The 26,817-nt window shown below is 53.7% G+C and carries 29 protein-coding genes, 2 tRNA genes, 1 other RNA gene and 1 pseudogene; 11 read left to right on the top strand and 22 right to left on the bottom strand.

All coding sequences use genetic code 11. The annotated features are described in order from the left end of the window. Window positions 1–154 precede the first annotated feature (154 nt). On the top strand, window positions 155–1,117 hold the full coding sequence (locus tag ACYJL1_RS16610; RefSeq protein ID WP_460896402.1) for an NAD(P)H-dependent flavin oxidoreductase: 963 nt from the start codon (window positions 155–157) through the stop codon (window positions 1,115–1,117). A gap of 337 nt (window positions 1,118–1,454) precedes the next feature. Then, window positions 1,455–1,530 (top strand) — tRNA-Thr (locus ACYJL1_RS16615). 115 nt (window positions 1,531–1,645) lie between these two features. Here ACYJL1_RS16615 and ACYJL1_RS16620 read toward each other — a convergent pair. The 3 genes from ACYJL1_RS16620 to ACYJL1_RS16630 all read right to left on the bottom strand — a co-directional run bounded on the left by ACYJL1_RS16620 (window position 1,646) and on the right by ACYJL1_RS16630 (window position 2,787). Beyond that, the gene (locus ACYJL1_RS16620; RefSeq protein ID WP_460896403.1) at window positions 1,646–2,287 is read right to left on the bottom strand and encodes a glutathione S-transferase family protein; all 642 of its coding nucleotides are present in this window, start codon (window positions 2,285–2,287) and stop codon (window positions 1,646–1,648) included. 150 nt (window positions 2,288–2,437) lie between these two features. Next, window positions 2,438–2,584, bottom strand: a complete 147-nt coding sequence (locus tag ACYJL1_RS16625; RefSeq protein ID WP_460896404.1) for a hypothetical protein — start codon at window positions 2,582–2,584, stop codon at window positions 2,438–2,440. Window positions 2,585–2,610: 26 nt separating this feature from the next. After that, complete coding sequence (locus ACYJL1_RS16630; protein ID WP_460896405.1) at window positions 2,611–2,787, bottom strand: YegP family protein; 177 nt, start codon at window positions 2,785–2,787, stop codon at window positions 2,611–2,613. Window positions 2,788–2,920: 133 nt separating this feature from the next. Here ACYJL1_RS16630 and ACYJL1_RS16635 point away from each other — a divergent pair, with 133 nt between their 5' ends. Next, complete coding sequence (locus tag ACYJL1_RS16635) at window positions 2,921–3,556, top strand: class I SAM-dependent methyltransferase (protein ID WP_460896406.1); 636 nt, start codon at window positions 2,921–2,923, stop codon at window positions 3,554–3,556. Between the two features lie 41 nt (window positions 3,557–3,597). Here ACYJL1_RS16635 and ACYJL1_RS16640 read toward each other — a convergent pair. The 4 genes and pseudogenes from ACYJL1_RS16640 to ACYJL1_RS16655 all read right to left on the bottom strand — a co-directional run. After that, window positions 3,598–3,888: pseudogene (locus ACYJL1_RS16640) on the bottom strand (hypothetical protein); the annotation flags it as partial. 31 nt (window positions 3,889–3,919) lie between these two features. Then, window positions 3,920–5,179, bottom strand: a complete 1,260-nt coding sequence (locus tag ACYJL1_RS16645; protein WP_460896407.1) for a HipA domain-containing protein — start codon at window positions 5,177–5,179, stop codon at window positions 3,920–3,922. After that, a complete protein-coding gene (locus tag ACYJL1_RS16650; RefSeq protein ID WP_460896408.1) occupies window positions 5,179–5,400 on the bottom strand; it encodes a helix-turn-helix domain-containing protein in 222 nt (73 codons plus the stop codon). The genes ACYJL1_RS16645 and ACYJL1_RS16650 overlap by 1 nt, the downstream gene beginning before the upstream one ends. A gap of 329 nt (window positions 5,401–5,729) precedes the next feature. Further along, a tRNA-Gln gene (locus ACYJL1_RS16655) sits at window positions 5,730–5,803 on the bottom strand. A 193-nt stretch (window positions 5,804–5,996) separates the two neighbouring features. Between ACYJL1_RS16655 and ACYJL1_RS16660 the strand changes: the two genes are divergently transcribed. Then, window positions 5,997–7,421 carry a phosphomannomutase gene (locus ACYJL1_RS16660; RefSeq protein WP_460896409.1) on the top strand — a complete coding sequence of 475 codons (1,425 nt, stop codon included), beginning with the start codon at window positions 5,997–5,999 and terminating at the stop codon, window positions 7,419–7,421. An 81-nt stretch (window positions 7,422–7,502) separates the two neighbouring features. After that, entirely contained in the window at window positions 7,503–8,477 is a 975-nt protein-coding gene (locus ACYJL1_RS16665; protein WP_460896410.1) for a LacI family DNA-binding transcriptional regulator, read from the top strand. Window positions 8,478–8,494: 17 nt separating this feature from the next. Here ACYJL1_RS16665 and ACYJL1_RS16670 read toward each other — a convergent pair whose 3' ends face one another. From ACYJL1_RS16670 to ACYJL1_RS16705, 8 genes are all read right to left on the bottom strand, one after another. Then, window positions 8,495–8,950 carry an RbsD/FucU family protein gene (locus ACYJL1_RS16670; RefSeq protein WP_460896411.1) on the bottom strand — a complete coding sequence of 152 codons (456 nt, stop codon included), beginning with the start codon at window positions 8,948–8,950 and terminating at the stop codon, window positions 8,495–8,497. Window positions 8,951–8,966: 16 nt separating this feature from the next. Next, window positions 8,967–9,896, bottom strand: a complete 930-nt coding sequence (gene rbsK, locus ACYJL1_RS16675) for a ribokinase (RefSeq protein WP_460896412.1) — start codon at window positions 9,894–9,896, stop codon at window positions 8,967–8,969. Between the two features lie 25 nt (window positions 9,897–9,921). Then, window positions 9,922–10,917, bottom strand: a complete 996-nt coding sequence (locus ACYJL1_RS16680) for an ABC transporter permease (protein ID WP_460896413.1) — start codon at window positions 10,915–10,917, stop codon at window positions 9,922–9,924. 8 nt (window positions 10,918–10,925) lie between these two features. Further along, window positions 10,926–11,903 carry an ABC transporter permease gene (locus tag ACYJL1_RS16685; protein ID WP_460896414.1) on the bottom strand — a complete coding sequence of 326 codons (978 nt, stop codon included), beginning with the start codon at window positions 11,901–11,903 and terminating at the stop codon, window positions 10,926–10,928. Beyond that, a complete protein-coding gene (locus ACYJL1_RS16690) occupies window positions 11,900–13,399 on the bottom strand; it encodes a sugar ABC transporter ATP-binding protein (RefSeq protein ID WP_460896415.1) in 1,500 nt (499 codons plus the stop codon). The genes ACYJL1_RS16685 and ACYJL1_RS16690 overlap by 4 nt, the downstream gene beginning before the upstream one ends. A gap of 85 nt (window positions 13,400–13,484) precedes the next feature. Next, window positions 13,485–14,528: a substrate-binding domain-containing protein gene (locus ACYJL1_RS16695; protein ID WP_460896416.1), complete on the bottom strand. Its 1,044-nt coding sequence runs from the start codon at window positions 14,526–14,528 to the stop codon at window positions 13,485–13,487. A gap of 215 nt (window positions 14,529–14,743) precedes the next feature. Continuing rightward, window positions 14,744–16,120: an FAD-containing oxidoreductase gene (locus ACYJL1_RS16700; RefSeq protein WP_460896417.1), complete on the bottom strand. Its 1,377-nt coding sequence runs from the start codon at window positions 16,118–16,120 to the stop codon at window positions 14,744–14,746. 215 nt (window positions 16,121–16,335) lie between these two features. Then, window positions 16,336–16,548, bottom strand: a complete 213-nt coding sequence (locus tag ACYJL1_RS16705; RefSeq protein WP_460896418.1) for a hypothetical protein — start codon at window positions 16,546–16,548, stop codon at window positions 16,336–16,338. A gap of 173 nt (window positions 16,549–16,721) precedes the next feature. On the opposite strand from ACYJL1_RS16705, the gene ACYJL1_RS16710 reads away from it, so the two are divergent. Together ACYJL1_RS16710 and ACYJL1_RS16715 are read left to right on the top strand one after the other, a co-directional pair. Beyond that, complete coding sequence (locus tag ACYJL1_RS16710) at window positions 16,722–17,648, top strand: transglutaminase-like domain-containing protein (RefSeq protein WP_460896419.1); 927 nt, start codon at window positions 16,722–16,724, stop codon at window positions 17,646–17,648. Between the two features lie 114 nt (window positions 17,649–17,762). After that, window positions 17,763–18,029, top strand: a complete 267-nt coding sequence (locus tag ACYJL1_RS16715) for a hypothetical protein (protein ID WP_460896420.1) — start codon at window positions 17,763–17,765, stop codon at window positions 18,027–18,029. Between the two features lie 4 nt (window positions 18,030–18,033). Here the strand turns inward: ACYJL1_RS16715 and ACYJL1_RS16720 are convergent, their stop codons facing one another. The 3 genes from ACYJL1_RS16720 to recR all read right to left on the bottom strand — a co-directional run bounded on the left by ACYJL1_RS16720 (window position 18,034) and on the right by recR (window position 20,463). Continuing rightward, window positions 18,034–19,281, bottom strand: coding sequence for a lytic murein transglycosylase (locus ACYJL1_RS16720; RefSeq protein WP_460896421.1), 1,248 nt, complete (start codon window positions 19,279–19,281; stop codon window positions 18,034–18,036). Window positions 19,282–19,311: 30 nt separating this feature from the next. Continuing rightward, window positions 19,312–19,761: a pyridoxamine 5'-phosphate oxidase family protein gene (locus tag ACYJL1_RS16725; protein WP_460896422.1), complete on the bottom strand. Its 450-nt coding sequence runs from the start codon at window positions 19,759–19,761 to the stop codon at window positions 19,312–19,314. Window positions 19,762–19,857: 96 nt separating this feature from the next. Then, window positions 19,858–20,463, bottom strand: coding sequence for a recombination mediator RecR (gene recR, locus ACYJL1_RS16730; RefSeq protein ID WP_460896423.1), 606 nt, complete (start codon window positions 20,461–20,463; stop codon window positions 19,858–19,860). Window positions 20,464–20,801: 338 nt separating this feature from the next. Here recR and ACYJL1_RS16735 point away from each other — a divergent pair, with 338 nt between their 5' ends. Continuing rightward, the gene (locus ACYJL1_RS16735; RefSeq protein WP_460896424.1) at window positions 20,802–21,236 is read left to right on the top strand and encodes a translation initiation factor 2; all 435 of its coding nucleotides are present in this window, start codon (window positions 20,802–20,804) and stop codon (window positions 21,234–21,236) included. 49 nt (window positions 21,237–21,285) lie between these two features. Here ACYJL1_RS16735 and ACYJL1_RS16740 read toward each other — a convergent pair whose 3' ends face one another. The 3 genes from ACYJL1_RS16740 to ffs all read right to left on the bottom strand — a co-directional run bounded on the left by ACYJL1_RS16740 (window position 21,286) and on the right by ffs (window position 23,658). Beyond that, on the bottom strand, window positions 21,286–21,609 hold the full coding sequence (locus tag ACYJL1_RS16740) for a YbaB/EbfC family nucleoid-associated protein (RefSeq protein WP_460896425.1): 324 nt from the start codon (window positions 21,607–21,609) through the stop codon (window positions 21,286–21,288). A 17-nt stretch (window positions 21,610–21,626) separates the two neighbouring features. Further along, complete coding sequence (locus ACYJL1_RS16745; RefSeq protein WP_460896426.1) at window positions 21,627–23,444, bottom strand: DNA polymerase III subunit gamma/tau; 1,818 nt, start codon at window positions 23,442–23,444, stop codon at window positions 21,627–21,629. Between the two features lie 117 nt (window positions 23,445–23,561). Beyond that, window positions 23,562–23,658, bottom strand: an RNA gene (gene ffs / locus ACYJL1_RS16750) — signal recognition particle sRNA small type. Window positions 23,659–23,731: 73 nt separating this feature from the next. Here ffs and ACYJL1_RS16755 point away from each other — a divergent pair. From ACYJL1_RS16755 to ACYJL1_RS16765, 3 genes are read left to right on the top strand one after another with little or no spacing between them, the layout of a single operon-like run. Beyond that, complete coding sequence (locus ACYJL1_RS16755; RefSeq protein ID WP_460896427.1) at window positions 23,732–24,133, top strand: HIT domain-containing protein; 402 nt, start codon at window positions 23,732–23,734, stop codon at window positions 24,131–24,133. Window positions 24,134–24,172: 39 nt separating this feature from the next. Next, window positions 24,173–25,117, top strand: a complete 945-nt coding sequence (gene nudC, locus ACYJL1_RS16760) for an NAD(+) diphosphatase (protein ID WP_460896428.1) — start codon at window positions 24,173–24,175, stop codon at window positions 25,115–25,117. A 26-nt stretch (window positions 25,118–25,143) separates the two neighbouring features. After that, window positions 25,144–25,953 (top strand): alpha/beta fold hydrolase, encoded by an 810-nt coding sequence (locus ACYJL1_RS16765; RefSeq protein ID WP_460896429.1) that lies wholly within the window; start codon window positions 25,144–25,146, stop codon window positions 25,951–25,953. Here the strand turns inward: ACYJL1_RS16765 and ACYJL1_RS16770 are convergent, their stop codons facing one another. After that, entirely contained in the window at window positions 25,954–26,817 is an 864-nt protein-coding gene (locus ACYJL1_RS16770; RefSeq protein WP_460896430.1) for a prephenate dehydratase, read from the bottom strand.

Genomic DNA, 26,817 nt, shown 5'->3' on the forward strand with positions numbered 1-26,817 from the left:
TATTCAAGACAGAGGCGGCGCAATGATGGCCAGAGCACAGTTTTTGATGAGATAGCGAGTGGGGCCATAGCTTTTGCTTGCTCAAAATCAAAGGCATGATAAAAAGACTTACGTTTACGCAAACGTCAAAATTTACCATATCTGGGAGGTAACCATGGCATTGCCGGAAATTCTGAAGAAAAACCTGCGGATCCCGGTCGTCGGAGCGCCATTATTCATCATTTCCCATCCCGCTTTGGTCATTGCGCAGTGTAAGGCTGGCATTGTCGGCTCTTTCCCCGCGCTCAATGCAAGGCCGGAAGCCCAGCTTGATGAATGGCTGGCTGAAATCACCGAAGCATTGCGCGATCACAACGAGAAGAACCCGGGCAGGCCCGCCGTCCCCTTTGCGGTCAACCAGATCGTGCACCGCTCCAACAAGCGGCTTGAACATGACCTGACCATGTGCGTCAAATACAAGGTGCCGATTGTCATCTCCTCGCTGGGCGCGGTTCCCGAGGTGAATGACGCGATCCACTCCTATGGCGGCATTGTCCTGCATGACATTATCAATAACCGCCATGCAAACTCCGCCATCCGCAAGGGGGCCGATGGTCTGATCGCCGTCGCTGCCGGTGCAGGCGGCCATGCAGGTCCACTCTCCCCCTTTGCGCTGGTGCAGGAAATCCGCGAATGGTTTGACGGCCCGCTGCTGCTCTCCGGCGCCATATCCACAGGCAAAGCCGTGCTCGCCGCGCAGGCAATGGGCGCAGATCTGGCCTATATAGGCTCCTCCTTTATCGCCACGCAAGAAGCCCGCGCTGTTGACGACTACAAGCAGATGATCGTCGACAGCGCCTCTTCCGATATTGTCTATTCCAACTATTTCACCGGCATTCACGGCAATTATCTAAAACCATCCATCGCCAAATCAGGCATGGATCCGGACCATTTGCCGGAAGCCGACCCTTCCAAGATGGATTTTGAAGCGGCAACCACCGGCGCGAAAGCCTGGAAAGACATTTGGGGTTGCGGCCAAGGCATCGGCGCAATCAAACAGATTGTTCCGGCAGGCGAACTCGTCGCCCGGCTTGAGCGGGAATATACAGAGGCCAAGGCAGCACTCTGCGCCGCGTGATTTTGCGTGGCATGTTTTATTGTGCGTGGTTCGAGGGAGGAGCTGCCTGCAGGAATTATGCGTGGTTCGACAAGCTCACCATGAGGAAGGTTCGGTTGATTGCAGGGTGCCAAGTTCTGCCAGTTGCATCGGTCTTTGCGAACCGCCGACCCTCCTCATGGTGAGCATCCTGAGCTTGTCGAAGGGCGAACCACGCATGACCATTGTGCAATTTCACAATGTTACCTTCAAAGGGCATCGCTCAAGACTTGCAATTCTAATGCAATGACGCTATCAGGCGCGTCATCCACGGCCAATCCAGTCTGGCCGATTTTGGAACAGGGAAACCAGCGTTCCCGCCGCTTTAGCTCAGGTGGTAGAGCACATCATTCGTAATGATGGGGTCGCAGGTTCGAGTCCTGCAAGCGGCACCAGCTTCCAGAAGCTTCAAGACTATCATTACTGCCATTAATCCGCTGCTCAGACAGTTCGCACTTCTTTTATTAGCGTCGGAACTCTTCGTTGCGGCGGCGCTCGCCAATTCCGGTTCTATGCTGCGGTGAAAGCCGCCAGCTGCGCGGCGAAAGCCCGTTTGTATGCGGGGCGTGCTTCGCCGCGCGCGATGTAGGCGACAAGATTGGGATATTCGTCCAGTATCCCAGATGCCCTCAGCCTGAGCAGTACATGCACCATCATGAGGTCCCCGGCGCTGAACGCGCCGTCGAGCCACTCGGCCTCGCCAAGCCGGATGGAAAGTTCGCCCAGCCGGTCCCGGATGCGATCGTCGATGAGGGGCATGCGCTTCGCACGCCAGCTCCGGTCTCCTTCCGCAAACATGGCAACTTGACGCTCAAGGATTGGCGGTTCCACCGTGCCAACAGCGGCAAACATCCATGTGATCGCCCGTGCCCGAGCATTGGTATCACCGGGTAAAAGGCCCGCATGACGCTGAGCGATATGGAACACGATTGCCCCAGACTCAAACAGGGTGAGATCTCCGTCCTCATAGGTTGGAATTTGCCCGAACGGATGCAACGCCAGATGCGCAGGTTCCTTCATCGCTTTGAATGAAACAAGCCGCACCTCATAAGGATGCCCCACCTCTTCAAGCGCCCAGCGCACGCGCATATCACGCGCCAGACCTTGGCCCTTGTCGGGTGAACGTTCAAAAGCTGTAATGGTAATCGTCATTGCGGTTCTCCACGGCTCGTCTGTCCTGAAGACGATTGGGCGAACGGGATTCCGACATTTCCTCGTGATAGTCTTCACGGCCAACACAAGCGGGCAAGCCCTTTGGCCTGTAACCTGTAACTGTAACCTTGACCTCTGCATGACGCTGCTTCAGTGAGTGGTGACGAACCCGGCCTGCAAAGCCAAAGCCGCCTTTCGCCGCCCATGTAAGGCCAGATGAATTTCACGCCCGGGCACAGCTGGCCGAAGCTGATTGATGCGATGCGTGGGGCCGAGCAGGGCGGGCGCGTTATACACGCCTGCCCTGCTCCAGTTTGGCAGGATCAGCTGATGTCTTCAACAGGAGCGGCGGGACCGTTCTTCTTGATCGAATCAATGGCGTTTTGCGCGCTGGCCTTGGATGAATAGCCTTCCGTCGAGAACATTATCTCACTGTTATATTTAAAGCGAACCCGAAACTCGCCAGCTTTGTCTTTATAAATTTCGAACTTGTGGGCCAAAATATAGCTTCCTTTTGCAAGCATGAATCACACAACCGCAACGTGCCATTTGCAAACACTATTGACAAGGGTTGCGTTGGTGCCAGTCTCCCTTGTCCGGGCTGATCCATTTCCACATACAAAGAGTGCCATTATGAACACTGCGAGTGACGCCCGTTTCTGGGACCGGTCTTCACGGAAATATGCGGCAGGAAAAATTGCCGATCAGGCTGGATATGAGCGAACGCTGGACCGAACCCGTGCTCTGTTGCGACCAAGCGACAGGGTTTTGGAGTTGGGCTGCGGCACGGGCACGACGGCGCTCCGGCTTGGCGGTAGTGTGCAAACCTATCTCGCGACAGATATTTCCAGCGAAATGACCACGATTGCTGAAGATAAGCGTGCCGCCGAACCCATCGCAGGGCTTGCCTTCCGCACCACGACAGCCGAGGGACTGGCGCTTAGTGAAGGGCCTTACAATGCTGTTCTTGGCTTTAATTATCTCCATCTGGTTCGCGATCTGCCCGGCACACTGCGCCATATCCACGCTTTGCTCGCTGCGGAGGGCCTTTTTATCTCCAAGACACCCTGTGTCGGTGAGATGAGCCCGCTTGTCCGGCTTGTCTTGCCGCTTATGCGGGCGGTCGGCCTTGCGCCTTACGCCAGTGTCTTCCGGGCGGCGGATCTCAGCCAAATCATCAGCATAGCGGGTTTTGAGATTATTGCCGTCGAGAACCACGCAAGCAAGGGCGATGATCATCGGCCCTATATCGTGGCCCGTAAGCAGTGACAGTGATGTGAGAAATTAAGGAATGAACCGTAACCCACCACCTAATTGCATCCTTTACTTTTTAATGCCGATTCAATGGCGTTAACCTTGCCCTTAGACACGGCAACCTGCCCCTCCTTGTCATCCCCGAAAGTACTGGATGCTGGCACACCGATCAGGAATACGCCAACGGCATCGCCTGTTGCTGCTTGGTTCTGCTGTTTGGACAGGCTGGCCAGCGTGGCCTGCTCCTTGAGCTGCTCTTGCGCTAGTCCGGAGCAGTCCAGATTTGAATAAGCTGCCATCGGAATATCGACAGGCACGATCGCATCAGGGCGCTTGGCGCACCCGGCAGGAGACGTATATGCTCGCCTCCCTCAGCGATCATCCGGCCTTGTCGAGCGTTCGCAAGATAAGCGCGGCACGGGTTCCGATTATTTTCCGGACGATCTTGAGTATGGGGTGCGGCATTACTTTTTCACCGAGCTCATCCAAAAGCTTGTCCGCCTCAGCCTCAATGCTATTCGCCATCTGTGCAAGGTCCGTGGCAAGCAGTCGTCGCGCCGCCTGGATCGATGGAACGAGTGAGTGCCATTGCTCCAGGTGGATCGTATCAGGGACTGATCGCCCGCCGATCTTCATCGCCATATTTTTCGAAAGCCGTGGATATGCAGCGGTGCAGACGACATCGTAGATGGGAGCCAGCTCAGGTGCATTTTGACGATAGAGAAGTGCGTAGTTCTTCGCATGAGCATCCGCATTGCCGACCAGATAATGGAAAATCAACATCCGCTGGAACTCAAGCCGATCCGCCGCAGGTCGCTCTGTGACGCGCTGGATCAGCTGCTGCGATTGAACAACACCAGGACCGCCCTCATCCTCATATTTGAGCTCCGGCGGCACGCTGAGCGCCTGGCAGAAATCCTCCTGATGGAGTTTGCGGATTGTGCCGCCTGATTCTTGAATGCGGTCGTAGCGTTCAACCAGTATGAAATCGGTCTTGCCGGCTGACGCCCTGGACACAGCGGGCGCGTCCAGCCCAAGCCTAGCCGCGAGCATCATGCAGAAGACTTCGTTCTCAACGGTTCCATCGAGGCCCTCGATAAAGGGTTTCAGGATGTGCGTCGTGGGGCGACCGTCCTCGGGCAAAGCGATTTCACCGTCGATCAGGCAGACAGCCAGCTTGTCTTGTGCTCCGGCGAGAGAGAGACGCACGCCCTCTTCGCCGCCTAGCAAGGGACGTTCACGAAGAAGGGCGAGAACATCAATGAGACGCTTCTCGCCGAGCGGTTGGATATTTCCTGAGGAGAAGCCTGGCAATGGTTTGCCGCTCTGCAAAAGTGATAACGCGCCAGCGCACTCACCGCCGATTATTTCCAGGAGGCCAAACGTGTTTTCATGGGATACGCCCAAGGCCGATGCCAATCGTCGACGTGCTCTTTCGTCAGGTAACAGGCCAGAAAAGTAGGGACGGACTACTGCATCGGCATAGGCTTCTTCACGCAGTGGCATCGAAATCGAAATCGGCATGGCCTTCGCGTCGAGATAGTCGCGGTTGTAGATGAAGCCGAGTTGAGCATCATCGGCCTGTTCAAGCACGCCCGCCTTTGTGGCGTAAAAATAGACGTCGAGAGTGCGGGGCATCAGCTAACGCCTCGTCCGGTCACTGACACCGACAGACCCAGGGTTTGCAGCACTATGAAGGCCAAGCCAATCCGGCAACTCTCTTTACCGCTCTCGAGCTCGCGCACGAACCGCACGCCGACGCCCGCTAGTGCTGCGAGCTGTTCCTGGGTCAGCTTCTGACGTTTGCGCTCTGTCCGGATCAATTGCCCCAAGACGACGCTATCACTTACATTGCTCATTTTCGTCCCCTTCGGGATTATTTAAGCATGTTTCCGGTGCAATTGCACGAAAAAGAACTGATCGGGATGATTTTACATTGAAATAAGCAGTTTATGGCACTATCAACCCGATCGGGACTCTTCGGAGCGATGTGCCAAATGGATGTTAGCCTGGCAGATATGTTTCCAACATCTGCCCATTTCAGTAGACTCGCGTATATGAGTAAGCGCCAAGCGAGCGTAAGAGCAGAAATACGCCCTCTTGCTCCGGAAGACTGAGACTGAAAACTGTTCCGGTTTCGCCTTTCGGCAAATCTCTAACTATTTGAATTTTATGGGAAAAACAAGATTGGCTGGGGAACCTGGATTCGAACCAGGACTAACGGAGTCAGAGTCCGTGGGTCTACCGTTAACCTATTCCCCAACAATTGCCCGATGGACAACCGTGGCATCAAGTGATGCGGGTCGTCATATAGTTGAAATCAATCGGCTTGCAAACCCCTTGTTCACATCTTTTGGACAATTGTTTTGTCTTGTCGAACAGGCTTGCCTGTCGATATGGTTGCTGGAAGCCGCATATTTGCACGTGCGCAGGCCTGAGGCATGAAGAATAAACGATGACAAGCTTGAAATTCGGAACGAGCGGCCTTCGCGGCCTGGTGACTGAACTGCCCGATGCGATTTGCCGGGCCTATACGCTGGCGTTTCTGCGCCATATGCAACAAGCCTATGGTATTGCGCCCGGTGGCAGGCTGCTGGTTGGCTATGATCTGCGCGAGAGCAGCCCGCGAATCGCTGCCGCCTGCATCGATGCTGCCCGTGTCTTTGGCATGGAGGTTGAAAATTGCGGCCCTTTGCCGACGCCTGCACTGGCTTTGCGGGCGCTTGCCCAAAGGCTCCCGGCCATCATGGTCACCGGCAGTCATATTCCTGCCGACCGCAATGGCTTGAAATTCTATCGGCCGGACGGTGAAATCGACAAGACCGATGAGGCAGGCATTCTCGCCGTGCTCGACCTTGCCGGCAACGACATGTCCGTTCCAGATGAAGCCGGAGAGGTTTCGCCAATGGCACTGGTAGAATATGAGAAGCGTTGCATATCCATGCTCAATGCCGGAGCACTCATAGGCAAGCGCATCGGCGTCTATCAGCACAGCTCTGTCGGGCGCGACCTGATTGTGAGCGTGCTTGGTGCACTGGGCGCAGAAACAGTCGCCATCGCCCGTTCGGATGTGTTTGTGCCGGTGGATACGGAAGCACTGCGGCCGGAGGATATAACGCTCGCCGCTGGCGCTGCCGAAAAATACCGGCTCGATGCATTGGTCTCGACCGATGGTGATGCGGATCGGCCTCTCGTTGCCGATGAAACCGGGGCTTTTATTCGTGGTGATAGTCTTGGATTGCTCACAGCACGTTTCTTGAATGCCGATGCAGTCGTGACACCTGTCACATCCAATACGGCTATCGAGCTTAGCGGCCTTTTTGCCAAGGTTTACCGCACCAGGGTCGGCTCTCCCTATGTCATTGAGGCAATGGAACAGGCGGCCAAGGATGGATATCAGCGGATTGTCGGCTTCGAAGCCAATGGCGGCGTGCTGCTCGGCTCGAATGTGAGTCTGGATGGCGGCACAGTGGCGGCATTGCCGACACGTGATGCAATGTTGCCCATTATCGCGGTGCTTGGCATGGCGGCGAGCAATAAAGTACCGGCATCGAGATTGCTGAACGACCTGCCAGCGCGTTTCACGCGCAGCGGCCGTATTGAGCATGTCGAGTCCAGTAAAAGCGGCCCGTTCCTACAGGCCTTACTCGACGATGAACACCGGGCAGGTTTTTTCGCGCAGCTTGGCACCATTCAGGCTAATGACGCCATCGACGGCATACGCGTTATGCTCGCAACCAGCGAAGTGGTCCATTATCGCGCCTCGGGCAATGCGCCGGAATTGCGCTGCTATGCGGAAGCTGGCAGCGATGAGCGTGCTGGACAACTGCTTGAGTGGGGGCTGCAACGAGCCGGCGAGCATTTACGCAAGTATGGTTGAACCGGCCTCCGTAGAACACACTGCATGATTGGAGTAAGGCTGACATCAGTTGTCAGCTAGTGATTCGGAAAAAGGTTCTCGATGGTCAACATTAAGGACGTAGCGGCGCGGGCCAATGTTTCCGTCGGTACGGTCTCGCGCGTGCTAGCCAAAAACGAAACTGTCGGCAAAGAACTACGCGAACTGGTGGAGGCAACCATCCAGGAGCTGAATTTCCGGCCGAGCGGTGTCGCAAGAGGTTTGAGACGCAGCCGAACCGATATGATCGGCCTGGTTATTCCCGATATCACCAACCCATTTTTTGCCGAGCTTGCCAAACACGTCGAAGCCAGTGCATCGCAAGCAGGCTTTTCCGTGTTGCTGTCCATTACCAATGATGATCCGAAGATTGAGCTTTCGCAGATCGAAACCCTGCTTCGCAGTTATCCCACGGGATTGATTGTCGTCCCAACGCAATTCGGCGCTCCAGCAAAATGGCAAAGTGATATTGCCACCGTTGCAGTTGATCGCCGCTTGAAAAATTATCCGTTGATTTCGGTCGATCATTATGCGGGCGCTGGCCTTGCCGCACAGCATCTTTTGCAACTCGGCCACAGGCGCATTGCCTATATTGCTGGCCCCAACGAATCTCCTGTTTCCCGGGAGCGACGCAAAGGATTTCTGGATACGCTTGTTGCCGCCGGCATTCAGCCTGAGATCGCAGAGGGGCATTTCGACTATCAGTCTGGTGAAGTCCTGGGGAAACGCTTGCTCAGCCGTTCTGAAAACGTCCGTCCCACCGCAATTGCCACAGCCAGCGACCAGCAAGCAATCGGCTTGCTGCGTGCTGCAAGCGACCTTGACCTCAAAGTTCCGGACAATCTGTCAATCATCGGATTCGACGACATTCCGCTCGCCAATCTGATTACTCCAAGGCTGACCACGATCAGCCAACCGGTAGAAAAGATCGCGGCGCGAGCAGTGGCGTTTGTTATCGGTGAAAACGCCACCGGGACCGACACCGGATTACTCGATGCGACGTTGGTTATACGCAACTCGACAGCTGCGCTCCGCTAGTAAAATTTGCCCTAGGTTCAAGCGTTCTCCGGCGGTATGACGCCCTTTGTCAGGATAAAGCATCCATAAAAGCGGCGTTCGCCGGTTGCAATGACGCAGTAGGCATTTTTGGCATGTTCATAAAACGCCATCCGGTCGATAGACACCATTGGCCAATGCTTGCCTTCTGCCTGATCGATCTCTGCCTGCATTTCGATCTGCACATCCGGAATTTCGTCAGGACTCCCGACAATCTCCATCCGCGCAGCCGCATCATCGATAAATGTATCGAGCGGCATCACCGAGAGGATTGCCCGTGCAGCCCGCGGCGCCGTCACTGCGTCGATACGCAAAAGGCGACCCAATCTTGTCTGCCGCGCAATGGAATCGCCCGGAAAGTTGGTATCGCAAATGACAAGCCTGTCGCCATGCCCCATGGATTTCAGTGCATAGAGTATATCGGCATTCAGCAGCGGATCGAGATTCTTCAGCACGGTACTTACCTCTTCATTATGCGGATTGGGTGGCCAGAAATTGCTCGAACTCCTTGGCAGTGGCATAGGACTTCTGTGTACCTGGGCGCGTGATGGAATCGGCTGCGTAAATTGCAGCCTTCTTCAGCGATGCTTCAAGTTCACCGCTTTCAACGTAGAACCGCGCGAAGCTGCCGATAAAGGCATCACCCGCACCTGTCGTGTCTTTTGGTTTGACCTTGACCGGCTCAATCATCGTTGACTGATCTTTTGTTATAAGGCGAGCGCCCCGGGAGCCCAGCGTAACAATGACAGTGCGAATGCCCTTTGCGATCAGCGACCGTGCGGCTTGCTCGATCTCGTCATCTGTTCCGGTCGGCAAGCCGGTCAACAATGCAAGCTCTGTCTCGTTGGGAACAACGAAAGTGGCTGTGGTGACTTTTGCAGGGTCCAGATCCGGTGCAGCGGGCGCCGGATTGAGAATTGTTTCAATTCCATGTTTCTCGGCAAATGCGAGCGTGTAGTACACGGTTTCCAGCGGCACTTCCAACTGCATTAGTATCAGGCTGCACTTCTTGAGATCCTCCGAAGCTGCATCGATATCCGCAGGCTTCAATTCATTATTTGCACCCTTGATAATGAAGATGGAGTTCTCACCTGTTTCATCAACGAATATTGGCGCAACGCCACTCGACTTTCCGGCAACCGTCCCGACATGGGAAATATCGATCCCGTTATCCTTGAGATTATTTATCGTGCTTTGACCGAAAACATCATCACCCACTTTGGTGAGCATCAAAACGTCAGCGCCCAGCCGTGCTGCGGCCACAGCCTGATTTGCACCCTTGCCACCAAAGCCCATTGAAAACTCAGGAGCTTCGATCGTTTCGCCGGGTGCAGGCATGCGGATGATCGATGTGACCAGATCGGTCATGTTGCTGCCGACCACTGCAATGCGTCGTGCCATATGTATGTCCCTCAAATTGCTATTGTTATCTATCTGTATTGCGGAAAGCATTCAGGGCAATAACGATGAGCAGAAATCCGCCCCAGATGAAATCGATAAGATGGTTGGAGAACCGCAATATCTGGAAGCCGGAAGAAAGCAGCATCAATGCAATCAGGGCAATGGAAACACCAAGCACCCTGCCCTTGCCGCCTGCTGGATTGGTGCCGCCTAGAACTGCAATTAGCACCGCCTGCAAAAGATAGGATGCACCATAGTCTGACTTGGCAGCATTTGTACGGCCCGAAAGAATAATTCCGGCAATAGCGGACAGCAGGCCCGTCAACATGTAGGAATAAAGGATCATGCGATCCTTACGCAGACCGGCAAAAACAGCTGCACGGGGGTTCGTACCGATGAGCATCAGATTGACGCCGAAAGTTGTGCGCGTCAGCAGCAGAGCAACCGCACCTGCTACGATAACGAACAGCACAAATGGCGTTGCCAATCCAAGCACCTTGCCATTGCCTATGAAATTCCAGCCATCTGGAAAGCCGGTAATTGCCGGACCGCCCGTGAGGACCACAGCAAGTCCGGTGAAAATCTGTCCCGTTCCAAGTGTCGCCAAAATGGGCGTAATCCGCAGCTTCGAAATGAGCAAACCGTTCAGTAGTCCCGCCAGCAATCCGATGCCAAGGGCTATCAATATGCCAAGACCAGTATAGAGCAGGATCATGCCAGTGGATTGATCTGTTCCGACAATAACTGAGTGGAAGAATACCCCAGCAAGAATGCCGGCAAGATTGGCAATCCCTACCACCGACAGGTCGATACCTCCTGTCAGCATGGCAATCATCATGGCGATAGCCAGAATGCCAAGCTCAGGCATGATATATGTAATGGATTCGAAATTATAGTAACGCAGGAATTTGTCGGGATTCAGCCATGACATCAGTGCAAACACCAGAATGGTGATGGCGATAAGCTGCAGGATATTGCGATCCTGTCCGAGAATACGTTTGGCGATTGAGCTGTCTGACATTGTACTTCTCACACCAGTTTCTTGCGGTCGCGCCACGCCGTCAGCGCAGTCGCTCCAACGATAATCAAGCCGACAACAACACGTTGCCATGTCGTATCGACCTTCATGATGATAAGGCTGTTCTTGACCATGACGAGCATGAACACACCAAGCAGTGTTCCTATAACGCTGCCGCGACCGCCAAAGATCGATGCGCCGCCCAATACGACTGCCGCAATGACGTCCAGCTCGAAACCTACGAAATCGCGCGGGTTCGCCTGCCAGATCATTGAGCCTTGCAAGAGGCCGGCGAACCCCGCCAGGGCACCTGCAAAGCAATAGACGAAGAACAGCGTCTTGCGCGTATCGAACCCGACACGTTTGGCAGCTTCCGGCGCACCGCCATAAGCAAAGATGCTGCGCCCGATCATCGTGTAACGCAGGAAAAGATGCGTCACGAGCGCAAAGCCGAGATAGATGAGTATCATAGCTGTCAGGCCGAAATTCGTGCCGGTTGCTGATGTTGAGTTTACGAGATTGGACTTGGCAAAATTGATCAGCTCTGGCGGCATCTTATCGATGTTAATGATGCTGGTGCCGACGAGCCCGAGCAACAGACCGCGCACGACACTGGCAGTCCCAAGCGTAACGATCAGCGGGATCATCCGGAATGTATGGATGAAGAATGCATTGAACGCGCCAAGAATGATCCCGATAAGCGTTGCCGCAACAAAGGGCAAAAGCACACCTTCATAGCCGAAATAGAGCATTCCCTTGACGGTCAGATACATCGCTGCCACCGCAAATGCGGTAAACGACACGTCGATACCGCCCGAGATCATCACCATGAGGACGCCGAGCGCCATGATACCAATGATGACATTGCTGCGGAGCAACCCGAACATATTGTCCAGTGACCAGAAGGCCGGGTTGATCAATCCAATAAGGATCATGGCGACCACCAGAATGGCCGCGATGATGAATTCTGATCGGCGGAAAATCGTCATTTCAAAGCCTTCAACCGGTCGTTTAATAGGTCTTCGTTCAATGCATTTGCGGCGATTTCATCAACAAAACGTCCACGATGCATAACAATGACACGGTTACAGTTCTGCACGAGTTCGGGAACATCGTCCGATATCATCAGGACGGCCAAACCGTTCTCGGTAGCCAGTTCGCGAATTTTGCGATGAATTTGCGCTTTGGAGCCCACATCAACACCCACAGTTGGACCATTGAGGATAAGGACCCGTGCACCGGTCAACAACCACCGGGCGAGCACCACGCGCTGCTGATTGCCGCCGGAAAGATGATTGACCGGGGTCTGCGGGCCTGGTGCTGCGATTTGCATAGCTGCGAACATGGCCTTTGTGGCCGCATCCGCTTTTTTGCGATCAATGAATATGCCGCTGACAAAATTCTCGAATGATGTGGCGAGCATGTTGCGCTCGATGGATTGCGTCAGAAAAAGTCCTTCGGTCAGCCGGTCCTCAGGAACATAGGCAAGACCACTTGCCACAGCATCCTGTACGTTCTTCGGGTGGACCGCTTTGCCATCGATTGACACCGAGCCGGTATATTTCGGGTTCATTCCAAAAAGTGCCAGCGCAAGCTCGGTACGGCCGGAACCAATAAGACCCGACAGGCCAACGATTTCACCCGCGCGTAACGTCAGGTCGATATTCTCGAAAGAGCCGGGAATGCTCAACTGTTTGACATCCAGCCGCGGCTGCTCATCGCCTTTTACAGCTGTCCATTCATAGGTTTGATCAGTAAGGTCATGCCCTGTCATGGCACGGGTGATTGCAGCCTCGTTGAAATCGCCAATCGGGCCTTCTGCAACTTTCTTGCCGTTGCGCAAGACAGTCAGCCGCTCGCTGATTTCCAGCATTTCACGCATCTTGTGGCTGACGAAAAGCACCGCAATTCCCTGAGCCTGAATATCGCGAACAATACGGAATAAGGCGTCCACTTCGGGACGCGTTAGCGCAGTTGTCGGCTCGTCCATGATGATGAGTCTGGCATCGCCCATCATGGCACGGGCAATTGCCACGATCTGCTTCCCAGATGTCGGCAATGACTCGACGTCCGCATCAAGATCCATGGTAACGCCCAGCCGCGCCAGCGCTTTGGTCGCCAGCTCGCGAATACGTTTCCAGCTCACTGACGTCTTGCCTTCAAGAAGCAATGTGTTCAATGCCAGATTTTCAGCGACCGTCAGGTTCCCGAACAGGGAAAAATCCTGATAGATGACCTGTATACCCTGTTGTACGGATTGCGCGGGTGTAAAGCCCGGCACAGGTTTCCCGTCAATCAGGATTTGCCCATCCGTCGGCGTATAAACGCCCGACATGATCTTGATGATCGTGGATTTACCTGAGCCATTCTCTCCCGCGAGACAGTGAATTTCACCGGGCTTCAGAACAAGCGAAACATTATCGAGCGCCACAAGGCCACCGAACCGCTTGCCCACATTTTTCAGTTCCAGAAGGTTTTCGCTCATGCTTTCCCCGCTGCGGTGGACACCCGCAAACATCAACGAAATGGAGGCGTCTTGCAACGCCTCCATCTCAAAGTCAGGTTCAATATCAGAAGTTATATGAGCCCATATTCTCAGCGGTCACCCCGACCCAGCCTGCGCCATAAAGCAGGTTTGGCTTCGATGCGTCCGGTGCGAGCAAATTATCATAGCCTGGCAACCCAAGGTTCAGACCGGCCTTGATCAGGTCTGTCTTTTTATTGAGAGCCATCACTGCCAGTTCATTCATGGCATAACCGGCGACTGCCGGATCCCAGAACTGGATATACTGGATGTCGCCATTCTTGAGATATTCACCAGCAACTGAAACAAGACCTGTACCGGCAAAGAATACCTTGCCCTTCAGCCCACCTTCAGCAATCAGTCGACCAGCGCCGGCAGAAGTTGGCATTGGCGCACCAAGAATACCCTTGACGTCCGGATAGGTCGTCATAGCTTCCTTCAGCTTGGTATAGTCCTGATTGGCATCATCATAAGTTTCCAGACGTTCTGTCGCGAGCGACATGTCAGGAAAGTTCTTCTTCTGATATTCAATGGCACCATCAATCCAGTCCATCTGCGATTTCGACGTCAGACTGCCAACCGTAGCAAGATACTTACCCTTGCCGTCCATTGATTTGGCTAGAACTTCCATCAACTTGGCGCCGTAGGCTTTGTTGTCGAAAGCCTCAAGGACATAATCGGCATTGACGATGTTCGAAGCTTCATGTGCAATCACGACGATGCCGCGCTCGCGCGCTTTCTTCAGAACCGGTTCAACGGCTTCTACGGAGAATGGCACGATGCAGATTGCGTCAACGCCTTGGGCGATCAGATTTTCAACGATCTGCACCTGCGCAGCGGCATCCGCAGAACTAGGACCGACCATCCAGACGTCCGCGCCAGTTTCGGATTTGAACTGCTCAACGCCTTCACGCATGCGGTCGAACCAGGCAATACCGTCCACCTTGACAACAGTGGCGATCGTATAGGTTTTGCCATCAGCCGCAGTCACATATTCCTTATTGACCTTTGACGTATCAACTGGACCGTCCGCCAGCGCTGGCGCTGCCAATGCCAGCGTCATTGCAAGTAATGCTAAAAGTTTCTTCACGAGGCTTCCTCCCTTGGTTTGCTTTTTTGAAGCGAGCGTATTGAGCCAACTCCAATTCTCCCTAAGCAATCGAATTCATTGTTGAATGTATCCGATTATCGACGTTTCTTCAATATGAAACGTTTCATCGGACTTTCCGGCATCGTTGGTCCGTTGTCAATGCATTTGTATGCCTCGTCGATCAAATGTACCCAATTATCAATCTCAGCTTGCCCTTAGGCAGGCTTCAGATCACCAAGCAGCGTTGGAATCAGCTCCGAAACGGTCGGATGGATGGGCACTGCCCATTGCAGCGTCCTGTAATCGGTATCGGCATTCATCATGTCGAGTAGGCCATGAATTGCTTCATCGCCGCCGGTTCCCAAAATTGCTGCACCCAGAATCCTCTTTGTTTGGGCATCGACAATGACTTTCATGAAACCTTTGGTCTCATCCTTCTCCACCGCGCGTCCGACACGGGACATTGGTCTTTTCGAAACCAGGAGTGGCCGACCTGTCTTGCGCGCCTGTGTTTCGCTCAAACCAACCCGGCCAAGTGGCGGATCAATATAAAGCGCATAGCCCGGAATACGGGCACTGACCTTGCGATCTTCTCCATCAAGCAGATTGGCGGCCACGATCTCGAAATCATTATAGGCGGTATGGGTGAAAGCCCCGCGCCCATTGCAATCACCCAGCGCCCAAATTCCGTCCGCGCTTGTTGAAAGATCGTCTTCGACCTTGATATAACCGCGCTCGTCAATCTCGATACCGGCTTTTTCTATATCCAGATCATCGGTGTTCGGCCGCCTCCCGATCGCCAGCAACACATGAGAACCAATGATTGTCGGTGCACCGGAATTACAGTCCAGGGTGATTTCCGCACCCAGCGCATGGCGCTTGAATGAAATACATTCGGCATTCAAACGGCAATCAATGCCTTCGGCCTCAATAATCTCCCTGATCGCTTCAGAAACATCTTCGTCCTCCCGGGAAATCAGACGCGGCCCCTTCTCGACAATTGTCACTTTCGCACCAAAACGGCGATACATCTGTGCAAATTCGAGGCCAATATAGCTGCCACCGATGACCACCAAATGCTCGGGAAGCGTATCAAGCTGCAAGATGCTTGTATTCGTCAGAAAATCGATATCAGCAATACCGGGCATATCGGGAATATTGGCGCGTCCCCCGGTATTGATGAATATTTGGGGGGCCGTATAGGTCTCGCCGCCAACAGCTATCTCGTGCGGTCCTGTGAATTTCGCATGACTTTGCACAACCGTGCAATTATCCATGCCTTTCAGCCAGCTTTCGATATTGTTTCTGGCGGTTGAGGAAACGGTGTCCGCTCGTTGCCATATACGTTTCATATCAATGCGGATGGGCGTGTCGATTGTGACGCCAAAATCAGCGCCGCGTCGCGCTAAATGCGCTGCATAGGCGCTTGCAACCAGCGCTTTGGTCGGCATGCAGCCAGTGTTCACGCAGGTGCCGCCAAAAAGCTTGCGTTCAACCAGCAGAACCTTTTTGCCAGCGCTCGTAAGCCTTCCTGCCAGTGAAGGGCCTGCCTGCCCCGCCCCAATAATGATTGCGTCGAAAGAACTACTCATGGCAGCGCCGCAACTATCAGGGAGGCGCCGATAATAGCAACGACGTCCTCAATCAAAAGTGCAAGCGTAATGATCATAAAGACCTACCCGGGTGAATTTGCGATTCCTAAACCGAAACACCGGACGAATGCCGGGTTCCGGCAGCATTCACATTGCGACACATAATTGGAAAAAATTCAACTGCCACGCGGGATCGACGCAACAAATACTGATCTTTAGCGAGTCTGCTTCTTTTCGGCGACATCAAGTCTTTGCAGCAGTTCGCGCAAAACGTCCGGAATATTCTTCTCGACCTGTGATGGGCGGGCAGTTTCAGTCATTCGGCGGTAATCAGCGCGCACCACCTGTTCGCGAAGCACATTTGCTGTCCGGTCATTCACTGGATGTCGTGCTGCCATGATCAATCCAATCCACTCCAAGCGGCGCATACTGCACCTCCTTAGAATAACTCAATTGAACCCATTTGGTTCGAACTGTGGTGATTTATAGTCAACAATTTATGAATGTTCCGACATGCAAACCCTTCTGCCGTAAAAAGTTCAAAGCTACGGAACCAGCCCTTCGGCCCAGCGTTGTCCTGAAAAGATTAAAGGATATGGCCATGTTGATCCGTGTCGGGTACGAGATAGGAATTCGTTGCAGCGAGCCAACGCCTATGACGACCTATCTGAATCTGGAATCTGCCCGGCTGAACGATGTCCAATGCGAGCGTGGACCAACGGCAACGCCAGAGGTTAATCTGGAAACATTTACCGATCTGTTTGGCAATAACTGCCTGCGATTAGTGGCCCCTGCTGGCAATCTTTCGCTGAAGTATGACGCCGTTGTAAAAGATGACGGCCTGCCAGATTCCGTTAATGAAGGCGCTCAGGAACTGTCTGTCGACAAACTTCCTACAGAGTGCCTCGCTTACCTGTCTGCCAGTCGCTATTGTGAAACAGACGAGTTGAGCAATCTTGCCTGGAGCCTGTTCGGGCATGTAAAACCGGGTTGGACCCGCGTTCAGACGATCTGCGATTATGTCAACCAGCGCCTTACATTCAGCTATGGTTTTGCTCGCGCAACGCGTACGGCTGCACAGGCTCATGAAGAACGTGTCGGCGTATGCCGTGACTTTGCTCACCTCGCTGTCGCCTTTTGCCGTTGCATGAACATTCCGGCTCGTTACGTGAACGGTTATATGGGTGATATCGGCGTGCCGGCCGATCCGGCCCCCATGGATTTCAACGCATGGTTCGAAGTCTATCTGGGTGGTAAATGGCATACGTTTGACGCCCGCCATAATCAGCGACGTATTGGCCGGATTGTTGTTGCCCGTGGCCGCGATGCGGCTGACACCCCTCTGATTTACACATTTGGCCCACATGAGTTGATCAACTTCAAGGTCTGGACATTCGAGGAGAATGCTCCAACATTTGCCAGCAAGCGTTTTGAAAAAATATCGCTGGTAACCCCGTGGTTTAGCCAGCGGTGGACTCGGCTTTCACGACATATCCGGGAAGTATCAGAGACAGAACCAACGGCTTAATCTGTCGAGATATCGGGAAAATTTTCGCTGAAAAAACCTGTTTGAGGTTTGCAATGCCCCATTTGGCGGTCTAATTTAATGCTTCGGGTCAATCTTGAGGAGGAACCCCACAAGATGCCTTTCGATAACACATCGAAGTCGGTTTATTCGCAAGAAGACTGGGATATCATGCAGGCTGCCTATGACAAGGCTGCCAAAACACTCGTTGTAAAGTCAAGCACTGATGATGACGCCAAGATCATTGCAGAAACAGTCATGACAGCCTTCAACCGTGGCAATAAAGATATCAATTCTCTGGCTGCTTTGGCCGTTATCACCGCGATCAACTCACACCCAACCATAATCCAAGGTGAATTTGAGCAACGCAAGCGTTCAGGATAAGCTTTTATCTGATCGCTTTGACAAGCGACTTGTCCGGAAAACAAGTCGGCGCCATTCCCTGTTTCGTCTGCCATGCTCCAATTGACCGCCGCGTCTTGAACCCGGGAAACCCGTCCGCGCCGCCTGCATCATATCCCTGCTTTTCCAGTGTTTTTTGCAAGCCGGCAATTTCAGAGCGGTAAAGTCCGCCAACATCACCCCAGCCAGCGCTGAATCCCTTTGCACCATAGGCAATGCGATCGCCGACATGCCCGATGAACAAGGCATAAAGATCGCTCATATTGTATTCCTTGAGCACATAAAAATTCTTGGTAACTATGAATGCTGGCCCATGCCTTCCTGCGGGCATCAAAAGGAAGCCCTCACGCTTCATCTCGTTGGACGGAAAGGCCTTGCCGTTTACCCGATTGATGCCTAGCTTTTCCCACGCGGAAAACAGCTTGCCCTGATCCGGTCCTTCAAGTGAACAGCTTACGGTTTCCGGCACAATAACCTCGTAGCCCCAGTCCCGCCCTGCCTGCCAGCCATATTGTTGAAGGTAATGGCCAATTGAGCCAAGCGTGTCGGGTATGGAATTCCAGATATCCCTCTTGCCATCGCCATCGAAATCGACCGCATGTTCCAGGTAAGAAGTCGGCATGAATTGCGGCTGACCAAGTGCTCCGGCCCAAGAGCTTTTCATGGCTCCAGCGCCGATATACCCTTTCTGGACGATCTCCAGCGCCGCCATCAATTCCTTGCGGAACATCTCCTTGCGAGAGGCCAAAAAAGCCTTGGTCCCGAGCACTGTGAAGGCATTATGAGGAATTTTAACACTGCCATACCCACTCTCGCGCCCCCAGATAGCAAGCACAATCTCGCCGGGAACGCCATACTTGCTTTCGACCGCCTTCAGGGTTCGGGCATATTGCCCTGCACGCGCAAGACCACCGGAGGTAGTGGCATTTATGGTCTTGCCATTGAAGTATTTGCCCGGAGAACCGAACTCGGATTGCACCTGTTTCTTTGGCGTTTTCGGCTTCTCGCCCGGCATAACCAGATCAGGCAGGTCCAGATTAGGCGACACCCCGGCAAAAGCCTGATCGAACACCACTTTCGAAATGCCTTTTGCCTTGGCTTCCGGCCAAAGATCACTGGCAAGCCAGTTCTGGAATTGCGCCTCGATCTCACGCTTTGATGCCGCCAAAGCGGACGATGTGCTTGTGCTCAACGCAAACAACATCCCCAATACTATAATAGAGTAGTTTCTCATCAAGTCTATCGGCCCCGCAGTGCTGGCGTGTCAATTGGCAACAGTTTTGTGACCCGTGATTTGAACGATTGCAATCCGGAAATAAACTGGCTCCAGCGGACGGATACGCTCTCTGGAAACTGTTTTTACATAGGCTGGTTCCCACCACTCGGCCGTTCTGCTTAGAAGACGATGCGCATTATTGCGGGCATCTATGTGGGCGGGATCGTTTGTCAATTCTTCGAAAATCCCTGTGACGATCACACTTTGCCAATTATTGGTGGCAACGACCTCATCGAACTCGACGCAGACTTTGGGATTTTCCCGCATCCAATCGACCTTCGTGCCTCCCGTCGTGAGCGAATAGAGAGAAACGGTATCGTAGGCAAAACTTAATGGAATAAGATAGGGTTGATTATCCTTCGCGCATGCCAATCGCCCGATAGTTGCCCGCGCCAGAAACTCCTTGATTTCCTGTTGCGTCATATCCTGGATAATCATGAAACTTAGTCCCTATTGCCCGGTGCCGAACATTCTTCGGCTTCACCCAATTCCAGTATAACGATCACAAATCGCGAAAAGGCAAGCTGGCAAACCTCATAACGTGGTTCGTGCAAGCAAGGCGGCCGTTAATGTTCCCTCATCAAGATAATCGAGCTCACCGCCCACAGGCACACCATGAGCAAGCCTGGTAATTCGGACATCGAAATCCGCTAGCTGATCGGTGATATAATGTGCGGTCGTCTGGCCTTCGACAGTGGCATTGACGGCAAGAATGATCTCCTTGATTTCCCCCTCGGCCACCCGCCCGACAAGCGTCGCAATATTGAGATCATCCGGACCGATACCATCAAGCGGCGACAGGCGTCCGCCAAGGACATGATAGCGCACATTCATCGATCCGGCCCGCTCCAATGCCCAAAGGTCGGAAACATCCTCGACCACAATCAGCGTAGCGCGTTCGCGGCGCGGGTCGGTGCAAATCATGCAAGGATCGGATGTATCCACATTACCGCAGGTTGTGCAGACACGCACCTTTTCGGCAGCATCCTGCATCGCGGAGCCAAGAGGGATCAGCAGGGCTTCTTTCTTCTTGATGAGATGCAGGGCCGCCCGGCGCGCAGAACGTGGACCTAACCCCGGCACTTTGGCCAAGAGCTGGATCAGGCGTTCAATTTCGGGGCCGGCGATTCGTTTCGACATATCGCCGGTTTAGAGCAATTTGCGGCTTTAGGGAATCAGAGACCAGCAGCGCACTCAACCTATCCAGCATTTTGGTTGATTTAATACAATCCCGGATTGGTTGTTCCGCCTCCAAGACCCGATAAGGATCATCGCAACAGGTTTTGAGGGCAAAAGCAGCAGCACTGTGCCAGCCAGTGTTGGAGGGAATTCTTGCTGCCAAGGAGGGCGCTCCCCAGTGCAAGTGGTGCCAAGCGCTAATCGTATTGACAATGGTCCGATTTGGATTAACCCGTGTCTGGGCAGCATATTTTCAGCCCACGCCTATTGATACTTAATTCACATTTTTGGAGAATTTCATGAAGCGAACTTTAGCAGCTATCGCCATTATCTCGATTTTACCAGGCTGTGCATCTATCGCACGCGGCACCACAGAAGATGTTGTCATTATTACTTCGCCCTCGGATGCCAAAATTACCACATCCATTGGAAGTAGCTGTACGTCGTCACCATGCACGTTAAAGGTGAGCAGAAAGACACCTTTTACTGCAACAGCAAAAAAGCCCGGCTATCACACGAGCAGTTTGTTCATTGATACAAAAATGTCCGGGAAAGGTACCGCTGGCATAGCGGGCAATGTGCTTTTCGGCGGTGTCATTGGTGTAGGTGTTGATGCTGTCAGCGGTGCTACGCTTGATCACACGCCAAACCCGGCAACCATTACACTCGTCCCTATAAAAACAAAAAAGCCGACTGTTAAGCGTCCCAAGCATTCAGGCAAACCCACTTCATAAGTTGGGAACGCTGTATCCGGCTGTCACGAAGCAACAGCCGGATAAGTCCCTAAAATGGCAGTTTAAATCCTGGAGGAATAGGAAGACCGGCGGTCAGTGCCTGCGTTTTTTCGGCCATGATCGCCTCAACTTTCGCCTTGGCTTCATTATGCGCAGCGATAATCAGGTCTTCAATGACTTCGATGTCATCTTCCTTGAACAGCGAGGGATCGATGGAGAGGGCCGTCAGTGCGCCTTTGCCTGAAAGCTTGACCGTGACAAGCCCACCGCCTGCCTGTCCTTCAGCTTCGAGCGCAGAAATTTCCTCCTGCATCGAAGCCATCTTCGCCTGCATCTCTTTAGCCTGTTTCATCATGCCCATTATGTCACGCATGGGGTATCTCCTATCGTTCAATCATCTTCTTCAACGGGCGCCAATGTGTCACCATCTGCACCTGCAGATAGGTCATCATCAGCTTGCCCGGCGGGCGTGGCTATGCGCACATTGATAATCTTGGCGCCAGGAAACTTCGAAAGTATGGCGGCCACATCCGGATCTGCACGCGCATCACTCAGCAAGCCCTCGCGCTTTGCCGTTTCGACCTCGTGGAGGGTCTTGCTGCCTTCTTCACGTGAAAGCGAAACCATCCAGCGAATGCCTGTCCAGTCACCAAGTTTTTGCGACAACTCTGTCAGCAATGTTTTCGGCGCATTTTCCGTCAGATTGATTTCCAGTCGACCAGGCTTGATGCTGACCAGCCTCACACAATTCTTGACCATGATCTTGAGTTGCATATCGCGCTGCTTGTCTGCCAGCGCAATAATGTCTTCAATACTGCCCAGCGACACCGAAAGAACAGCCTCTTCGATAATCGTTGGCGCTGGCGGCATGGCCGGTTCCGGCTGGGTAGCCGGTTCAACCAGCCGCATCGTTGCGCCGCCGCTCGCATTCACTGGACCGCGAGCCGTTGCCACCGCGTCGCTGGCGCGTGTCATCGACGCTCCGCCATTGCCCGGATTGGGGCGCGGGCCATTATTGCTGCCCGTAGCAGCAGGAAGGGCGGCGCCCTCGTCCAGCGACTTCAACGCCTCATCAAGCGTTGGCAAATCTGCGGCATGGGCGATCCGGATAAGCAGCATTTCTGCCGCCTGAACGGGACGATTGGAATTCTCGACCTCAGCCATGCCCTTTAGCAACATTTGCCAAGTGCGCGAAAGAACGCGAATAGATAATTTCTCCGCAAAATCACGTCCGCGTAGCCGTTCGTCTTCCGACAATGATATATCGTCCGCGACATCCGGGGTAAAACGGATGCGCGTGACCAAGTGGTTGAAATCGGCAAGATCGGTCAGCACGACACTGGGGTCAGCCCCGACATCATATTGCGAGCGGAACTCCCGCAATGCCGAAGCCACGTCGCCGCGCATCAGCATTTCAAACAGATCGATGATCCGGGCGCGATCAGCAAGGCCAAGCATCGAGCGAACTGCCTCAGCATCAACTGTGCCTGCACCATGCGCTATGGCCTGATCGAAAATGGACAAAGAATCACGCACGGACCCCTCGCCCGACCGCGCAATCATGGAGAGCGAGGCGTCGTCTACCGTTATGTCTTCCAGACCTGCAATCTTGCGCAAGTGCGAAGTCAAAACGCTTGTATCTATGCGGCGCAGATCGAAACGCTGGCAGCGCGACAGGACAGTAATGGGGACCTTGCGGATTTCAGTCGTCGCAAAGATGAACTTCACATGGGGTGGCGGCTCTTCCAATGTCTTCAACAGACCGTTGAAGGCCTGATTGGAGAGCATATGCACCTCATCGATGATATAGACCTTGTAGCGCGCCGAAACCGGGCGATAACGCACCTGCTCGATAATCTCGCGAATGTCATCAATGCCCGTATGCGAGGCAGCATCCATTTCGATCACATCGACATGTCTGCCTTCCATGATCGCCTGACAATGCTCGCCCATGACTGAGAGATCGATGGTTGGCTTGTCTATATCGCCATTCTTGTAATTGAGGGCGCGACCGAGAATACGCGCAGTCGTGGTCTTGCCGACACCACGCACGCCCGTCAGCATCCACGCCTGCGCGATCCGCCCCGTTTCAAAGGCGTTGGTCAGCGTTCTGACCATTGGCTCCTGGCCAATCAGATCGTCGAAATTTTGGGGTCGATATTTGCGGGCGAGCACGCGATAGGCGCTGTCTGGCTTTTTCGTGTCCATCGCGTTTGATTCCGCTCCTGCATTCGCTTCTTGTCTATGGCGCAAGTTTGGACCGCCATGCACCACAGCGTCAATGCCGCTTTGCGGCTTTGACACAAGGAGGTACACAAGAAAAGGGTGGGAGGCTGGCACGGCGACCCGTGCCTGGCTCGTTGGGGCTGCTTCCTTCCGGACCTGACCCGGTTGGCGAGTGGCTCGTCCACCACCAACCTCCCGGTTTTCATATCGGCAATCCGAATGCAAAAAGCAAGCACGTACAGAAAAAAACTGCTATTTACTGATATACCATGACATTCGTGCTCGATACCAAACTAAACGCCGATACATTTCCCGTCGTCAAGCTGGGCCTTTGTGACCTTCGCCTGATGAATGATCAGCGCTGGCCTTGGCTTATCCTTGTGCCGCAAAGGCCGGGAATCACCGAGATTCACGAATTGACCCCGCTTGATCAGACCATGCTGACATTCGAGGCTGGCATCGCAGCGCAGGCGCTCAAGTCAATTACCAATTGTGAAAAGATCAATACAGCTGCGCTCGGCAATATTGTCCGACAATTGCACCTGCATGTCATCGCCCGCAACACCGGCGATCCTGCATGGCCGGGTCCAGTCTGGGGCCATGGAACCCGGGAACCTTACAGCAAAAACGACGCGAAGGCCTTTGCGAAAGCGATTCTTGACGCTATTTAAAAATCCTCGTCCAGTTTCCCCGCTCTGGAGCTTCCATCCATGCCGTTTCATCTTTTTGATGCTCCTCTAGCCGAGCCCAGTCATTTCGTTGGTTTCGCCGGGAACAGGATCAACCGGCATTCGGAAAAGCGCAGCGATGACGTTGTGACGCTTGCACTGGCAAACGCCAATGCGCGCATGTTGCTTGTCGGCGATGGCAAGATATTGGTTAATCGCAGCACTGAGGAAGGAAATGCGTTTTTCAGTATGGAAGCAGCATCGGCGCTTCTTCCCGGTTTAAACCAGACCATCTACCTTGGTTTGCAGGATGATATGCCCATACTGGCAGGCCCGAGTGGCGTTTCTACGGATGCGCTGCCCTTGGGCATTGAAGCGGTAGATTATCGTTCCGCCTATACGCAAGGGCTTATTCCACCAGATCAGGTGGGGGCTATGGCCCAAGCCGTGTCCCTACTTTCATGGCATGACAGTCATAAGTTTTGCGGGCGCTGCGGCCATGAAACAGTCATGCGCGACGGTGGCTATCGCCGTACATGCTCAAATTGTGACGCTCAACATTTTCCGCGCACTGATCCAGTGGCCATCATGATGGTCGTGCGCGGCGACAAGTGCCTTCTGGCACGTGGGCCGCATTTCGGCGTTGGCATGTATTCCTGCCTCGCCGGGTTCATCGAACCGGGTGAAACCATTGAAAATGCGGTGCGCCGCGAGACAATGGAAGAAACCAACCTGCCGATAGGCCGTGTGCTCTATCACGCCAGCCAACCTTGGCCCTTTCCCTATTCTTTGATGATCGGTTGCCATGCCGAAGCCCTCTCCGACGATTTTACATTGGACATGGCAGAGCTAGAGGCTGGACGCTGGTTTACCCGTGAAGAAGTCAGGGCCATGATGGACCGCACACACCCGGATGGGCTTATGACCCCGCCCGCCGGAGCCATCGCGGCTCATCTCATTCGTAGCTGGGTTGAGAGCAGCGCTTGATCGTGGGATATCTGGAGACAAACGCCGTGGAATTTCAAGATGATCAGTTGAAAAACTTTGAAGCCAATGGGGCGCTTCCATTGCCAAGTGCAACTGACAAAGGTTCCGTCGAGAACGAAGGCGCCAGTATTCGCTATTCAACATACGGCTCCGGTTCGCCGGTAATCCTCCTTCATGGCGGATTGGGCCATAGTGGCAATTGGGGTTATCAAGTTCCCGCTCTTGTTGGAGCCGGACATCGCGTCATTCTTATAGACAGCCGCGGACATGGCCGGAGCACGCGCGATGCGAAACCCTACACCTATGAGTTGATGGCATCGGACGTTCTGGCGGTGATGGACCATTTGAACGTCGGCCAAGCTGCTCTGATTGGCTGGAGTGACGGTGCATGCACGTCAATGGTGCTCGGCATAAAAGCACCGCATCGCGTCGCCGGCGTGTTCTTTTTCGGCTGCAACATGGACCCGAGCGGCACCAAGGAAGTTCGGCCGAGTCTGGCGCTTGATCATTGCTTCAGCCGCCATACCAAAGACTACGCTGAGCTGTCGCCAACACCTGATCGGTTCAAGGAGTTCCTCGCAGCAGTCGGCAAAATGATGGAAACGGAGCCCAACTACGATGCTGCCGATTTGGCGCAAGTTGCCGTGCCCGTCGCTATTGTGCAAAGCGAGCATGATGAGTTTATCAAACAGGAACATGCCGAATATCTAGCGCACACCATCCCGGGCGCAGAGTTTATCCTGCTGCCCGGCGTCAGCCATTTCGCCCCGCTGCAACGGCCTGAACTCTTCAATCGAACGGTCGAGCAATTTCTCGACCGGATTTTTGGTCAGTAGCTATTCTTCGTTCGTTTGCGAGCTTCGGAAGGTCGTATCCGCCGGATAGACACCCAATACGCGCACCTCCTTCGAGAAAAACTCCAGCTCTTCCAAGGCCTGTGCTACATTCTTGTCATCCGGATGGCCTTCAATATCCGCATAGAACTGCGTCGCCGTGAACTTGCCATCGATCTGGTAGCTTTCCAGTTTGGTCATATTGACCATGTTCGTGGCAAAACCGCCCATCGCTTTGTAAAGTGCTGCCGGAACGTTGCGGACCCGAAATACAAAAGTGGTCATCATCAGTGCGTCTGATGTACGCGGGGCCCATTTCTTGGTTTTATTCAGCACCACGAAACGTGTGACATTGTTTTCCGTATCCTCAACATCCTCTTCGAGAATATCGAGGCCGTAGAGACTGGATGCCAGACGCGGCGCCAACGCGGCCATCGTCTTGTCCTTGACATCGGCAACCAGCCGCGCCGCACCAGCCGTATCGCCAGCGATGACCGGCTTCCAGCCATTCTTGCGGATATATTTGCGGCATTGACCGAGCGCGTGAATATGGCTGTGAACAGTCTCGATCTCGCTGCGCGGCGTGCCCGGCAAAACCATCAGTTGAAAATGGATCGGCAGAAAATATTCGCCGACGATATGCAATCGGGATTCCGGCAAGAGGTGGTGGATATCGGCAACACGTCCGGCAATGGTATTTTCAATCGGGATCATCGCCAGATCGGCTGCACCGCTTTCAACCGCATTAAATGCATCTTCAAAGGTCGGGCAAGGCATAGGTTCCATATGGGGAAACATGTTGCGGCAAGCCGTATCGGAATTTGCTCCGGGTTCACCCTGAAAAGAAATGCGATTTGTCTTGGTCAT

The sequence above is a fragment of the Phyllobacterium sp. K27 genome, assembly GCF_054796155.1.